Origin of the sequence: Bacillus sp. FSL K6-2971 (genome assembly GCF_038006405.1) — a bacterium.
GTDB lineage: Bacteria > Bacillota > Bacilli > Bacillales > Bacillaceae > Bacillus > Bacillus pumilus.
In genome coordinates this window covers 3,672,473-3,686,740 of record NZ_JBBOVD010000001.1, presented here as the reverse complement: position 1 = coordinate 3,686,740, position 14,268 = coordinate 3,672,473, and the positions used below count along the sequence as shown (strand labels likewise).

The window sequence follows — 14,268 nt, the reverse complement described above, 5'->3', positions numbered from 1 at the left end:
TAATTGTCAGGAGGGAATGCAATGAAAACAGGACGCATCAGTCAGATCATGGGACCAGTCGTAGACGTTCATTTTGAAGACGGTCACTTGCCTGAGATTTATAATGCGATCAGAGTTTCGCATAAAGCGGAAAGTGAAAGTGAAGTTACGATCGACTTAACTTTAGAAGTAGCACTACATTTAGGTGATAATACAGTCAGAACCATCGCAATGGCATCAACAGATGGTGTGAAGCGCGGTATGGAAGCTGTAGACCTTGGAAAACCAATTTCAGTACCAGTTGGTAACGTAACACTTGGACGTGTATTCAACGTACTGGGAGATAATATTGACTTAGATGAGCCACTTGGTGTGGAAGCTCAAAGAGATCCAATCCACAGACAAGCGCCTTCTTTTGATCAACTTTCTACAGAAGTTGAAATTCTTGAAACGGGTATTAAAGTTGTTGACCTTCTTGCTCCTTACATCAAGGGCGGAAAGATCGGTCTATTCGGTGGAGCCGGTGTAGGTAAAACCGTTCTGATTCAAGAATTGATCAACAACATCGCACAAGAACATGGCGGTATTTCTGTATTCGCTGGTGTTGGAGAGCGTACACGTGAAGGAAACGACCTTTACTACGAAATGAAAGATTCTGGCGTTATCGAAAAAACAGCCATGGTCTTCGGTCAAATGAACGAGCCACCAGGTGCACGTATGCGTGTTGCCCTAACTGGTTTGACAATGGCAGAGCATTTCCGTGATGAACTAGGTCAAGACGTATTGTTCTTCATCGATAACATCTATCGTTTTACACAAGCAGGTTCTGAAGTATCAGCCCTTCTTGGACGTATGCCTTCAGCGGTAGGTTATCAGCCGACACTTGCAACAGAAATGGGTCAGCTGCAAGAGCGTATCACGTCTACAAACGTAGGATCGGTTACATCGATTCAAGCGATCTATGTACCTGCGGATGACTATACGGATCCAGCTCCAGCAACAACGTTCGCTCACCTTGATGCAACGACAAACCTTGAGCGTAAGCTGACTGAAATGGGTATTTACCCAGCGGTTGATCCTCTTGCTTCAACATCTCGTGCACTTGCACCTGAGGTCGTTGGCGAGGAGCACTATGCCATTGCGCGTGAAGTGCAGCAAACATTGCAGCGTTATAAAGAACTACAAGATATCATTGCCATTTTAGGTATGGATGAATTATCAGAGGACGATAAGCTTGTGGTACACAGAGCGCGTCGTGTTCAATTCTTCCTATCTCAAAACTTCCACGTAGCAGAGCAGTTCACTGGCCAAAAAGGTTCTTACGTGCCATTGAAGGAAACTGTTAAAGGCTTCAAGGAAATCTTATCTGGTAAATACGATCACCTTCCAGAAGATGCATTCCGCTTAGTTGGACGCATTGAAGAAGTGGTTGAAAAAGCCAAAGAGATGGGTGTAGAGGCCTAATCTGGTCCTTAGGAGGGTAAAAGCATGAAGACCGTTCAAGTCAATATCGTTACTCCCGACGGCCCAGTGTATCAAGCGGATGTGGAAATGGTCAGTGTCAGAGCAGAAAGCGGTGAGCTTGGTATTTTAGCTGGCCACGTTCCAATGGTTGCTCCGCTAAAAATCGGTGCAGTTCGCTTAAAACATAGTGGATCAACTGAATTGGTTGCAGTAAGTGGTGGATTTGTTGAAGTTCGCCCTGAACAAGTAACCATTCTTGCTCAGGCCGCTGAAACATCAGATAAAGTTGATGTCGATCGTGCTAAATCAGCGAAACAGCGTGCTGAAGAGCATTTGAACCACCCGAATGAAAGTGATATACGCCGGGCGGAACTCGCATTAAAACGGGCGTTAAACCGTTTAAATGTAGCAGGGAAATAAAACAGAAAATCCTTCTTATCACAATGATAAGAAGGATTTTTTTAAAGTGACATGAGGGATTGGTACATTGACACATATGGATGAGAATCCTGTTTTTCAAGATATAAGTGCTCGCAAAACTGCGTACTATGCCACGTTTTATTGTGCCGTCGCAAACCCAGCGTATATTGATGTGGAGAGTCCATATAAGGCCGTACCACCCAGTCAGCATCTGAATGATGACGAAGAACAACCTCTCCCATATACACACTCATCATCGCTTCTAATGCATCTATTGGCATTTTCCACTCGGCAAACAGCTGCTTGGTAAATGCATCAAAGTAAAGTGATTCTAACTGATTCAGGCTTTCCTCAGAGTAATCCAAAGAAATGTTATGAAAATGACACAATTGCGCTAATTCTTCTAGCTGTGTCTGTCTATAATCAAAGTAGAAAGCAATGGCCTCCCATTCATGATCAAATGAGGGAACCAGTTCTCCGTACAAATCAACAAAGTCAGGAAAAGAATCTTTCAATATGTTCAGCTCCTTCCACACGCAGTATATCATCTCCTTGGTACCAGGATAAGAGGGGATTTACTCTAAATGTAGCTCTTTTTTCCAAATGATTCATCTTTCCGATTTTCGAGGATATAATGAAAGGGAGTTTTCCTTTACAGAAATAAATAAAAGGAGGATTCAACTGTATGGAAGACGTAGGACAACAAGCAATTGTTAGTATCGTGATCCACCTGTTTTTTATTGCGGTTACATGGTGGGCATTGCTTGCCGTAAATATTGACCCACTGATTAAAAAAGGGAAAATCATTCAGGCAAGATTGCTGATGATGCTCATTACCATTGCTATTGCATCTGCAGTCAGCAATTTCTTCCTTGATTACTTAAATTTCTCCAGACAAATACCTTATATGTTCTAACGTAAAAGGTTTGGTCACTGCCTTATGCGGGAACTTAAAAAGAAGTGTCAAAAGTATGGCCTTTGATGACTTTTCCACGTATGCATAGACCTCCTTGCGGCAACACTTGTAGCAAGGGGGAATGACAAGTGAGAAAGTATGTAAAAGGTTGGCCATTATTTGCGTTTATTCTTTTTTTTGTTCTGATGATTCAAGGTGTTCGTGCGGAAGAATCTTCTCCGCTCGTCCAAATAGCAGAAGGTCTAAAAAACCAGCAAATTGAAGTAGATGGATGGACTCTTCACGCCAAAACAAATGTAGACATTTCATCCGAACAATTTTCAAAAAAAGTGAAACGTTTCAAAGACGAACTACGACAGTATGAGTGGACCGAAAAAGAAGAAGAACATGTCACCAAAGTCACAGGAATTTACAAAGATGAAAAAAATGATACATTATCGAAAATTTTACTCGTGAAGACCGACACAAAATCCAATCAAAAGTCGTATTTATTATATGAGCAAAAAGGTGCTCGCCCACTGAATACCTGGGAGCATACATATGATCAGTTCGTACGTCATGCAAAAAGCATATTACAAGAGAAATTTGTAATTTTTACTTGTCTCGATGGTCATGTAAATGGTATGATGGATGTTGTTTTGCAAAAAAAAGCTGAAATGTTAGCAAATGAATTTCAAGCAAAACCAGTTGAGTATCTCGTTGAGTCTAATTTTGTGTCGCTTTCCGCTTACACAGATAAGTGGGAACAGTTCATTATGACTTCAAATGATAAAATGAATGTTCAAATTGCCATCAGAAGTTCGGAAATGAACGAAAATCATACGATTACGGTTGGCACACCAATCGTAACGACTGAATATTAATATAGAGAATTTGGGACGCGGAGGGGAAGACCTTGGAAAAAATCATCGTCCGCGGCGGTCAAAAGTTAAACGGCACAGTTAAAGTAGAAGGAGCAAAAAATGCCGTTTTACCAGTTATCGCTGCATCTTTGTTAGCAAGTACAGAAAAAAGCGTAATTTGTGATGTACCTACGCTCTCCGATGTATATACAATCAATGAAGTGTTACGTCATTTAGGAGCAGAAGTACATTTTGAAAATAACGAAGTATCAGTGGATGCATCTCATGCACTAGAAACTGAGGCTCCGTTTGAGTATGTCCGTAAAATGCGAGCGTCTGTGCTCGTCATGGGACCACTTTTAGCAAGAACAGGTCATGCAAGAGTTGCATTACCTGGAGGGTGTGCGATTGGTTCAAGACCAATTGACCAGCATTTAAAAGGCTTTGAAGCAATGGGAGCTAAAATTCAAGTAGGAAATGGTTTCATCGAGGCTGAAGTTAAAGGCCGTTTAAAAGGTGCGAAAATCTATTTGGATTTCCCAAGTGTTGGCGCAACTGAAAACATCATTATGGCAGCAGCATTAGCTGAAGGAACAACGATTTTAGAAAACGTAGCAAAAGAACCTGAAATTGTTGATTTGGCAAACTACATCAATGCCATGGGTGGTAAGGTTCGCGGAGCTGGTACTGGTACAATCAAAATCGAAGGTGTGGAAACACTTCACGGTGCAAAACACAACATCATCCCTGACAGAATTGAAGCAGGTACTTTCATGGTGGCAGCAGCCATTACAGAAGGAAATGTTCTTGTGAAAGGCGCAGTGCCGGAGCACATGACATCACTTGTAGCAAAAATGGAAGAAATGGGTATTCAGATCATTGAAGAAGAAGAAGGTTTAAGAGTCATTGGACCATCTGAGCTCAAGCCAATCGATCTAAAAACAATGCCACATCCTGGTTTCCCAACGGATATGCAATCTCAGATGATGGCGCTATTGCTTCGTGCGAACGGAACAAGCATGATCACAGAAACGGTATTTGAAAACCGCTTTATGCATGCAGAAGAATTCCGCCGTATGAATGGTGATATTAAAATTGAGGGTCGCTCTGTCATTATCAACGGGCCGGTTCAACTTCAAGGTGCTGAAGTGTCAGCGACTGATTTAAGAGCAGGAGCAGCACTTGTACTTGCTGGATTAGTAGCAGAAGGTCATACACGTGTCACTGAGTTGAAGCATATCGATCGTGGTTATGTGAACTTCCACCAGAAGCTTGCAGCAATCGGTGCAGATATTGAAAGAGTAAATGATGAAACAGCAGATGTGACACAAGAACAAGTTGTATCAGATCTGAACGCGTAATCATAAAGAAATCAGTGTGTCCATTGGGGCATGCTGATTTTTTTTTAGAATCATAGAATGATTTATTTTCAAAGCTTATCATTAGTGTATCCAGCCATCTTAAATTTTATTCATAAAGACGAACAGTAAAATCAGTTGATAAACAGCCTCTTATCTTCATCAAAAGACTTGTCCACCGAATGAAAGAAGCTGTCATATTAGCTTGTCCCCGCCCATAGGATAAAAGAGATTCAATGACAAATGGGGGCAGCCAAATATGAAACCAATGATATGGACAATCGCAGGAATATGCATCATTATTTTAATGATTCCAACTTTACTTGTGTTGCCGACGTTTCAAGGGAAACCGGAGGCAAGCCAGCATGTATCAGCGGAGCCATCAGTTAAAAAAGAAGTGAAGGGTACAGTCAAATTGAAGCAATCACCCGTCGCTATCCCCGTCTATCGTTCAGCTCATCAGCAGGTAGAAAACATCCCCTTAGAAGAGTATGTGATCGGTGTCGTAGCATCTGAAATGCCAGCTGATTTTGAGATGGAAGCACTTAAGGCACAGGCACTCGCCGCAAGAACGTATATCGTCAGACAAATGATCATCGATAAGACCGTCAAATCACCAAAGGGCTCTCTTGTAGATGATACCCAAATGTTCCAAGTTTATAAAAACAAGCAGGAACTCAAGAAAATTTGGGGAAAAGCGTACAATTGGAAGTTAAAAAAAGTCACAGAAGCTGTCGCTAGCACACAAGGAAAAGTGTTGACCTACGACGAGAAACCAATTGATGCCTCATTCTTTTCAACAAGTAACGGGAAAACGGAAAATGCGGAAGCTTATTGGAAAAATGAAATCCCATATTTGAAAAGTGTCTCAAGTAAATGGGACGAAAAATCGCAAAAATTTCAAAACAAGAAAACCATCCCAGTTAGTGAATTTCAGCAAAAATTAGGTGTGACGCTCACTCAGCAGGCTCAGGTAGGACAGATTGTAGAACGGACACCTGGAAATCAAGTGGCGAAAGCCGTAATAAACGGTAAAACACTGTCAGGTAGAGATATTCGAGAGTCATTAGGGCTTCACTCAGCGGACTTTACATGGGAACGACAGGGCCAGCAAATTATCATCACGACAAAAGGGTATGGCCATGGTGTTGGAATGAGTCAGTACGGTGCGCATTATATGGCACAGTCAGGCAAAAAAGTAGATGCTATCGTGAAACATTATTATAAAGGGATTCAAATTGAATCAGCTGATCGTTTTCTTAACACATATATGGCTAAAAAATAAAGCAAAGGTGCCTCAAAATGGGGGCATCTTTTTTGTGTGTTCCAAGAGGTTTGAACAGAATGTGTCAATTTGCGACTTAAGACGCACCTCAGGAAATCTTAAACATTTACGTCCCGACAAGAACCGATGGCCGATACAAAGCCCCTCGAAAGAAGGAGAAAACAAAAGAAAAAATGATGTGTTGGGTGAATATATCTAGACAACTGACAGATTTTTAGTGATTTTGATGAAAGAGAAAAAGGGACCGAGTCCTATACCATTCCAAGACAGAATATTTTACGATTAAGATGTTTCAATTTAATACATAGGGAGGAAGGAAAAAATGATGTTGAAAAAAGTATTTACACTCGTAACCTTAGCTGTATTGACATTATCTATGTCAATCTCTTCACCAGTATTTGCAAAAGCATCTACAGTCAAAAAACATAACAAAGATGTAAGAGTCACCATCTTACTTGATGCAAGTGGAAGCATGGCAAGAAAAGTAGAGGGAGAACGCAAATTTAACCTCGCAAAACAAGAGGTATTTAAATTTGCTCAGTCACTTCCAAAAGACGCTAAAATTCGTATGAGCTTGTTTGGCTCTGAAGGAAACAACAAAAATTCAGGTAAAGCTCAATCATGTGAAGTCATTAGAGGCGTTTATGGCGTACAGCCTTACGAAAAAGAAAGCTTTGAAAACTCTTTAAACGGACTTGGACCAAATGGCTGGACACCGATTGCTCGTGCTCTTGAACATGCAAAGCAAGCGGATGAACAGCTTAATAATGGAACAAAACATATTGTGTACCTCATCACTGATGGCGAAGAAACTTGTGGCGGGGATCCAGTAAAAGTAGCAAAAGAATTGCATAACTCAAAAGGCTCGACTGTTGTTAATGTCATTGGATTAGACTTTAACGATGGCTATGAAGGTCAATTAAAGCAAGTAGCCAAAGCTGGTAAAGGCCATTACTACCAAGCAAGCACTGGTAAAGAAATGGGTTCTATCCTGTCAGCAGAATCATTAAAACTACACGAATAACTTGCTGAACAAAAGGGAAACGATTGATGTATGCTTTCGTTTCTCTTTTTCTGTACAAATGTAAAAAGGGAGGTTTTTATGAATGAAACGCAATATTGTATTAACCATTTTGGCTAGTCTTGTCCTGCTTCTTTCTTCACCAGCTCATGCTGTGACAAAAAAACAGGAGCCGGCTCATGTGGTGATATTACTCGATTTAAGCGGCAGCATGGCGCAATCAATTGAAGGCGAAAAGAAAATCGATATCGCCAAACGTTCTATTCAAAGCTTCGCAAGTATTTTATCAGATGATACACAAGTCCTTCTTCGTGTATTTGGTCATGAAGGAACCAATAAAAATGCTGGAAAAGCAATTTCTTGTGGAAGCTCTGAAGCCGTTTATGGATTTGGATCATATGAGTCATCAACATTTCAGCAAGCACTGAATGTGTATAAGCCAACTGGATGGACACCACTTGCAAAAGCATTAACAGATACGAAGCAAGATTTTGAAGATCACCAGGCTGAAGGGAAAAACATTGTCTATGTCGTCAGTGATGGTAAAGAAACTTGTGGAGGAAGCCCTTCACAAGCAGCAAAGGAATTACATGAAGGCGGAATTGACACCATTGTTAATATCATCGGCTTTGACGTGAATGAAAAAGAAGCCAAAAGTCTAAAGTCTGTTGCAAAAGCAGGCGGTGGACAATATCAACCGGCTGCAAATGCCGAAGAATTGAATCACATTCTACAAAATGCAGCGAGCGCTTTTGGTCAGTAGGATATGAATGGGAGCTGGGGATTGTTTTCCCCAGCTGTTTTTTAGTTTAAGATCAATTCAAAGTGGTTTCTAATTCATCAATTCGTTTCTCCACGTAGTGCTGGTCTTTTCTTGCATGAAAGGTTTCAGCTTTTTCTAATATAGCCACCGTATTATATTCGGGAATCTGTGAGTAGCTCTCATACACACCCTTTGGAATTAAAACGTTCCCTTCAGGCCAGTAAACAGCGATATTGCCACGTTTCAACTCCCCGAATTGAGCGACTCCTTGGTAGGATCCATATTGATTAAACAAAACAACTGGATCACCTTCTTTGACATAAAGCTCTTTAGCATCTTCGTCATTCATCAAGATAGAATGACGCTTCCCACCATTAAAGGCATCCTTTTCACTATAGATCATCGAGTTGAATTGCTTTCCTCTTCTTGTCGTGATATTAAAATGTCCCTCGGTTTTTCGGTATTGAGGCAGCTGGGCAGGAAGAAGATGTCCTTTGCCGTCCGGTGTTGGACACTCTCCGTCTTCACATAGCCAGGCACCTCCCCATTGAAAAACGTCTCCTTTATGACGTAAATGCTGGATGCCATCATAGTTTCGATTTGCGATCGCAATCTCACGGCGAATGTCTTCAGCCGTTTCGAAATGAATCAGCTCAGCATCTTGTGGGCGTACTCTTTTTGCAAGATCAATATAAATATCCCATTCTGCTCTGGCTTCCTCAATCCGAGGTCCTTCAATTTCTGGACTGAAATATACCATGCGTTCCGTACTAGTTGATGTACCGCCGCCTGGCTGTTCATATCTTGTCATAGCAGGCAGAACAATTACCGTCTCTTCTGCCTCTACTAGCGTAGAGGTATTCAAAATGATATCTTGATGGACACGGAGTTCAAGCTCAGATAATGCTTTTTCGATCGCATCTGGATTTGGCATCGTTTCTAAAAAGTTCCCGCCGCTCGTAAACAGCATTTTGAGTTTTTGCGGATGTTCTTTTGGGAGAGCCATTTTCTCAAAGGATTGCCCAATGGTGTCACCATGCCATTTCGGAATGTCAAACCCCCAAATATTTTCGATTCTTTCAATATTCTCTTCTTCAAAATCACTGCCCGGCAAAACAAATGGGTCAGCACCCATTTCACCAGAACCTTGAACACCGCTATGCCCGCGAATTGGCATGACACCACAATGTTTCCTGCCAATAAATCCACGTAACATAGCAAGGTTAGCGACCTGTGATATATTATCCGTTGCAAAGCGGTGCTGGGTAAGACCCATGCTCCAAATAAAAACGCCTGAATTGGCATTGGCAAGAAGGATGGCAAATTCCTTCATTCTTTCTTTTGATAAGCCTGATGATGCCTCAAGGTCGTCCCATTTCAACTGTGTGACATGCTGCTGTAAATCCTGTATGCCGGTAGTATGAGCTTGAATAAATTCATGATCAAGAGCGGAATGGGGCGCGTGTTGCTCCATGTCAAACCAATGTTTGATGACACCGTTCATAAACGCAATATCGCCGCCTATATTGACTTGATAGAAATCATCTGCGATTTTTGTGCCGAATAAAGCACTTTCTGGAATAGAGGGAACCCAGTACTTTTCCATGGCAGGTTCTTTGTATGGATTGATGACAATAATTTTGGTTCCTTTCTTTTTCGCCGCATACATATATTTAGTGGAAACGGGCTGATTGTTTGCTGCGACAGATCCCCAAAAAATTAAGACATCTGTTCCGATCCAATCGTTGTAATTACAGCTGGAGGCTCCTATGCCAAGAGATCGCTTAAGAGCGGTTTTGCTCGGTGAATGACAAATGCGAGACGCATTATCAATATGATTTGTCCCGATAAAGCGAGCTGCCTTCGCAGCGGTATAATAGACTTCATTTGTAATTCCTCTAGCTGTTAAATAGAAAGCGAGCTGCCGTTTATCAATTGATTTGATTTTAGCTGCGATTTGATCTAATGCATCATCCCAAGAAATACGCATAAAGGCATTGTCACCTTTTTTTCGAATCAGTGGATAAGGGATACGGCCAAGTTTGCGGAGATTAGTGCTGTCCATTTGTTTGAGTTGTTGAATGTCTTCAAACCATTTTGGATCAATAGCTGGCATTGTATTAAGACGAAGTACATTTAGTCTTGTGGTGCATATATGAGGTCCTGCGAGCGTTTGGTCATATAACCCTGAAACACCAAGGGCACAGCCGTCACACACGCCTTGCGTTAAAATACGATATGCATAGGGGAGATTATCCTTGTTCTCCCAAGCCACTTTCATCGTATCTCGAATGTGTTTCGGCTTTACTTTTCCAAGTCCCATAGGCGCAAAAGAGGCCCATAGCTTTGGTGAGGGTTTTTTATTAAGCTTAATAGGCCCCTTATGTTTTGTTTTCCCCATGATATCATCACCCTCCTATTACTTTATAAAGCGTTTTCATATCTAAAAATTACCTTTAGATTGTGATTCTGTCAAATTCAAATTAAGGTCGGGATGAGACAGAAGCAGCAGCAGTAAGGTTTGTTTCTCTAAGCTGCTGAATATCCTTCCGTATGAGAAGAGATATGATAAAAGCGATGAAAAATAAGCCAGAGAACACCATCAGACTCTGCGTGTAGTTACCTGTTATATCCCGGATAAAGGATGAAAATAAAGGTCCTGCTAAACCAGCAGCTGCCCAGGCTGTCAAAATATAACCGTGTATGGCACCAAGTTGTTTCGTGCCAAATAAATCCCCAATATAGGCTGGAATTGAGGCAAACCCTCCTCCATAGCACGTATAAATGATTGCCATCACGATTGAAAAAACGAGTGGTTCTTTTAAGTAGGGAAGTAAAGGAAAAGCAATGAGCTGGATACTAAAGAAGATTGTATACGTATTCGGCCTTCCGATATAATCTGAGAAGGAAGCCCAGCCAATCCGTCCTAAACCATTAAAAGCACCTAAAATGCCAACAAGGGTAGCTGCAGCACCTGCAGTGAATCCAACACTTTCTTGAGCAAGAGGCGATGCTACTGAAATAATGGCAATTCCGCATGTGATATTAATAAAGAGCATGAGCCACAAATAATAAAAACGTCGTGTTTTGATCGCTTCATTTGCTGTAAGCTGTGATAAATCCTGAGGGATTTTTCTTTGATTTGTTTTTAACACATCAAATTGTTTGATGTCATCAGGTGTTGGTGGTGATAAATAAAGAGACGAAATCACCATGATCATAAAATAGGAAATTCCAAGAATGTAAAAGGTATTTGTGATATCTACTTTTTCAATGAGATATTGGATAATTGGGCTGCAAATAAGAGACGCAAATCCAAAACCCATAATAGCTAAGCCGGTTGCAAGTCCTCTTCGGTCCGGAAACCATTTCACTAAAGTTGATACAGGTGCAATGTAGCCTACCCCTAATCCTATCCCAGCGAGTACACCATAAAATAAATAGAGGAGAGGGAGTGAGGACATGTGGACAGCGAATCCTGACCCTGTCATCCCGATACCGAAGAAAATGGCTGAGAAGAGCCCTGATGCCCTTGGACCATATCTTTCAACGAAATGCCCCATGAAAGCAGCAGATAATCCTAAAAATAAAATAGCAATACTGAAGGTCAGGCTTATTTCTGTGAGTGACCACTGAAAGGCCTGATGTAAAGGATTCGTAAAAACACTCCAAGCATAAACAGACCCAATAGACAAATGAATTCCTACAGCACTTGTTGCGATGAGCCAGCGATTTTTCGATTTGTTCATTTTGTTCCCCCCCATATAAAGCAATCAAAAAGTTTGATAAGATAGAAATATGTTACATTTTTATGACTTTTTAAAATAATATCACAATTTGATTGGTTCATATAACTAAATTTGTGCTGAAAGGAAGGTCATACAATGAATCCTTCTGTTAAAAAGAAACGAGTCATACACCGATACCGTGAAGGTCAATTTACTTGCAAAACAGATGAAGTTGTAGAAGAATTTCCTTTAACTGTGATCGTGAATGGAGAGGAATTTGTAACACTTGTTTGTTCACCAGATCATTTGAAAGAATTGGTGATCGGTTTTTTAGCTTCAGAAGGAGTCATTCGATTTGAAAATGAGATTAAAAGGTTTACAATAGATGAAAGTATGGGCTTTGCCTATGTTGATTTAGTTCACTCAAGCCGATTTCAGTCATCAGATTTTACAAAGCGGGTGATTGGTTCTTGCTGTGGGAAAGGGAGACATTTTTATTTTCTCCAAGATGTGAAAACAGCAAAAACAGCCATTGATCGAATCAACATTTCTGCTGATACTTGTATACGTCTAATGAAATGTTTACAAGAAGAAAGTCAATTGTTTCAACATACTGGTGGTGTGCATAATGCTGGACTGTGTGATACAGAAAAGCTATTCATCACTAGAACTGATATAGGAAGACATAATGCATTAGATAAAATCTATGGATACTGTTTACTTTATCAAATTCCACTTAGAGATAAAATTCTTGTGTTTAGCGGCCGGATATCGTCAGAAGTTCTATTGAAGGCAGCAAAACTAGGAGTGTCGATCGTCATCTCAAAATCAGCACCTACTGAGCTGGCGCTTAATATGGCAGAAGAATTAAATATCACGACAGTTGGATTTGTCAGAGGAGAATCTTTTAATATCTACACTCACCATCAGCGTATAACAGAATAGGAGGCAAAGTATGGACAGTATATTGGATAGGAGACATCGACCATTGCGCGATTTAAGAATATCAGTAACAGATCGCTGTAACTTTAGATGTACGTACTGTATGCCTGCTGAAATTTTTGGACCAGATTATCCTTTTTTGAATAAAGAAGAACTGCTTAGTTTCGAAGAAATTGAACAGCTTGCTACCCTTTTTGCAAAGGACCTAGGTGTGGTAAAAATACGCATCACGGGTGGTGAACCTTTAATGCGAAAAGATTTACCTATCTTAATAGAAAAGCTCTCAAAAATTCCAGGAATCGAAGATATTGCTATGACAACTAATGGAACGCTTTTACCTGTATATGCTGATAAGTTAAAGAAAGCAGGTCTTCAAAGAGTCACCATTAGTTTGGATTCATTAAATCCTGACCGTTTTAAGCAAATGAACGGAAGGAATATTTCTATCCAAAAAGTGTTTGATGGGATTGAAGCTGCAAAAAAAGCTGGACTTGCTATTAAGATCAATATGGTTGTTCAAAAAGGTGTGAATGATCAGGATGTTTTACCAATGGCAGCTTACTTTAAAAAAGAAGGACATGTTCTCAGATTTATCGAGTTTATGGATGTCGGAAATACGAACAAATGGAATCTAGAGCATGTCATGACAAAGAAAGAGATCATTGGTCTAATTGATTCAACATTTCCCATCAAACCAGAACCTCCTCAATATCCAGGTGAAGTAGCCAACCGATTCTTTTACCAAGATGGTTCAGGAGAGATAGGCATTATTTCTTCTGTTTCAGATGCTTTTTGTGGAACATGTAATAGAGCGAGACTTTCTGCTCGCGGTGAATTGTTTACATGTCTTTTTGCATCATCGGGTTTTGATCTGAAGCGGGTGATTCGCTCAACAAAAGATAATGAAGATATAAAGAATATATTGAAGGAACTATGGTCGAATAGAGATGATCAATATTCAGCTGAGAGAGAGCAGAAGAAAGATCAGAAAAAAGTTGAAATGTCATACATCGGTGGGTAGTGACAACAAAGTATCATGATCATGATTTTTTGAAAAGTAGAGAAAATGTCATAATCATTGTTGAAAATCCTTTTATAGAAATAGGTCTATTCATCTTAGAATCCTGTCATGATCAAAAACCAGCAGAAACTCTGCTGGTTTTTAAAATGTTATTTTGTGGCTCAAAAAGGTTGGGATATGCTTAGAAAATAGATTTTTCAACATTTTTTACTGCTTTACTTTTATGGGAGCTGTGATAAGATCAACTCAATCTTTACCAGCTCGATTTTTTCACTCCTGGAATTTGGCCCTGATAGGCAAGCTCACGAAAAGCAATTCTAGACATTTTAAATTTTCGTAAGTAACCTCTAGGACGACCGGTTAACTCACAGCGGTTTTTTAAGCGAGAAGGGGAAGAGTCTCTAGGTAATTTCCGTAAAGCTTCATATTCACCTTTTTCTTTCAACTCTTTTCTTAAGTCTGCATATTTCAATACAAGCTGCTGCCGCTTTTTTCTTTAGCAATTTTAGATTTCTTTGCCACTTAAAAC

At 40.4% G+C, this 14,268-nt stretch carries 13 protein-coding genes and 1 pseudogene; 10 read left to right on the top strand and 4 right to left on the bottom strand.

All coding sequences use genetic code 11. The features are described from left to right. The first annotated feature begins 21 nt into the window (after positions 1-21). Together atpD and MHI33_RS19610 are read left to right on the top strand one after the other, a co-directional pair. The gene (atpD, locus tag MHI33_RS19615; RefSeq protein WP_044140143.1) at positions 22-1,443 is read left to right on the top strand and encodes a F0F1 ATP synthase subunit beta; all 1,422 of its coding nucleotides are present in this window, start codon (positions 22-24) and stop codon (positions 1,441-1,443) included. Positions 1,444-1,467: 24 nt separating this feature from the next. After that, positions 1,468-1,863, top strand: coding sequence for a F0F1 ATP synthase subunit epsilon (locus MHI33_RS19610; RefSeq protein WP_044140142.1), 396 nt, complete (start codon positions 1,468-1,470; stop codon positions 1,861-1,863). A gap of 41 nt (positions 1,864-1,904) precedes the next feature. On the opposite strand, the gene MHI33_RS19605 is transcribed toward MHI33_RS19610, so the two are convergent. Next, the gene (locus tag MHI33_RS19605) at positions 1,905-2,411 is read right to left on the bottom strand and encodes a hypothetical protein (RefSeq protein WP_376699995.1); all 507 of its coding nucleotides are present in this window, start codon (positions 2,409-2,411) and stop codon (positions 1,905-1,907) included. A gap of 137 nt (positions 2,412-2,548) precedes the next feature. On the opposite strand from MHI33_RS19605, the gene MHI33_RS19600 reads away from it, so the two are divergent. The 6 genes from MHI33_RS19600 to MHI33_RS19575 all read left to right on the top strand — a co-directional run bounded on the left by MHI33_RS19600 (position 2,549) and on the right by MHI33_RS19575 (position 8,048). Next, positions 2,549-2,779, top strand: coding sequence for a DUF1146 family protein (locus MHI33_RS19600; RefSeq protein ID WP_044140141.1), 231 nt, complete (start codon positions 2,549-2,551; stop codon positions 2,777-2,779). Between the two features lie 128 nt (positions 2,780-2,907). Beyond that, entirely contained in the window at positions 2,908-3,642 is a 735-nt protein-coding gene (locus tag MHI33_RS19595) for a YwmB family TATA-box binding protein (RefSeq protein ID WP_044140140.1), read from the top strand. 32 nt (positions 3,643-3,674) lie between these two features. After that, a complete protein-coding gene (gene murA, locus MHI33_RS19590; protein WP_034660278.1) occupies positions 3,675-4,982 on the top strand; it encodes a UDP-N-acetylglucosamine 1-carboxyvinyltransferase in 1,308 nt (435 codons plus the stop codon). Positions 4,983-5,238: 256 nt separating this feature from the next. Next, complete coding sequence (gene spoIID, locus MHI33_RS19585) at positions 5,239-6,264, top strand: stage II sporulation protein D (RefSeq protein WP_340913272.1); 1,026 nt, start codon at positions 5,239-5,241, stop codon at positions 6,262-6,264. A 325-nt stretch (positions 6,265-6,589) separates the two neighbouring features. After that, positions 6,590-7,288, top strand: a complete 699-nt coding sequence (locus MHI33_RS19580; protein ID WP_340913877.1) for a VWA domain-containing protein — start codon at positions 6,590-6,592, stop codon at positions 7,286-7,288. Between the two features lie 82 nt (positions 7,289-7,370). Beyond that, complete coding sequence (locus tag MHI33_RS19575; RefSeq protein ID WP_065097868.1) at positions 7,371-8,048, top strand: VWA domain-containing protein; 678 nt, start codon at positions 7,371-7,373, stop codon at positions 8,046-8,048. Between the two features lie 52 nt (positions 8,049-8,100). Here MHI33_RS19575 and MHI33_RS19570 read toward each other — a convergent pair whose 3' ends face one another. Continuing rightward, positions 8,101-10,449 (bottom strand): FdhF/YdeP family oxidoreductase, encoded by a 2,349-nt coding sequence (locus MHI33_RS19570; RefSeq protein ID WP_340913270.1) that lies wholly within the window; start codon positions 10,447-10,449, stop codon positions 8,101-8,103. A gap of 82 nt (positions 10,450-10,531) precedes the next feature. Continuing rightward, complete coding sequence (locus tag MHI33_RS19565) at positions 10,532-11,797, bottom strand: L-lactate MFS transporter (RefSeq protein ID WP_065097870.1); 1,266 nt, start codon at positions 11,795-11,797, stop codon at positions 10,532-10,534. A gap of 135 nt (positions 11,798-11,932) precedes the next feature. Here MHI33_RS19565 and fdhD point away from each other — a divergent pair, with 135 nt between their 5' ends. Both fdhD and moaA read left to right on the top strand, forming a co-directional pair. Then, a complete protein-coding gene (gene fdhD, locus MHI33_RS19560) occupies positions 11,933-12,721 on the top strand; it encodes a formate dehydrogenase accessory sulfurtransferase FdhD (protein WP_065097871.1) in 789 nt (262 codons plus the stop codon). A gap of 10 nt (positions 12,722-12,731) precedes the next feature. After that, a complete protein-coding gene (gene moaA, locus MHI33_RS19555; protein ID WP_065097872.1) occupies positions 12,732-13,739 on the top strand; it encodes a GTP 3',8-cyclase MoaA in 1,008 nt (335 codons plus the stop codon). A 253-nt stretch (positions 13,740-13,992) separates the two neighbouring features. On the opposite strand, the pseudogene rpsN reads toward moaA, so the two are convergent. After that, positions 13,993-14,261, bottom strand: a pseudogene (gene rpsN / locus MHI33_RS19550) (30S ribosomal protein S14). Positions 14,262-14,268: the final 7 nt, after the last annotated feature.

Coding starts and splice junctions, on each gene's coding strand:
- atpD (WP_044140143.1), top strand. CDS start 22: ATGAAAACAGGACGCATCAGTCAGATCATGGGACCAGTCGTAGACGTT.
- MHI33_RS19610 (WP_044140142.1), top strand. CDS start 1,468: ATGAAGACCGTTCAAGTCAATATCGTTACTCCCGACGGCCCAGTGTAT.
- MHI33_RS19605 (WP_376699995.1), bottom strand. CDS start 2,411: ATGATATACTGCGTGTGGAAGGAGCTGAACATATTGAAAGATTCTTTT.
- MHI33_RS19600 (WP_044140141.1), top strand. CDS start 2,549: ATGGAAGACGTAGGACAACAAGCAATTGTTAGTATCGTGATCCACCTG.
- spoIID (WP_340913272.1), top strand. CDS start 5,239: ATGAAACCAATGATATGGACAATCGCAGGAATATGCATCATTATTTTA.
- MHI33_RS19580 (WP_340913877.1), top strand. CDS start 6,590: ATGTTGAAAAAAGTATTTACACTCGTAACCTTAGCTGTATTGACATTA.
- MHI33_RS19575 (WP_065097868.1), top strand. CDS start 7,371: ATGAAACGCAATATTGTATTAACCATTTTGGCTAGTCTTGTCCTGCTT.
- MHI33_RS19570 (WP_340913270.1), bottom strand. CDS start 10,449: ATGGGGAAAACAAAACATAAGGGGCCTATTAAGCTTAATAAAAAACCC.
- MHI33_RS19565 (WP_065097870.1), bottom strand. CDS start 11,797: ATGAACAAATCGAAAAATCGCTGGCTCATCGCAACAAGTGCTGTAGGA.
- fdhD (WP_065097871.1), top strand. CDS start 11,933: ATGAATCCTTCTGTTAAAAAGAAACGAGTCATACACCGATACCGTGAA.
- moaA (WP_065097872.1), top strand. CDS start 12,732: ATGGACAGTATATTGGATAGGAGACATCGACCATTGCGCGATTTAAGA.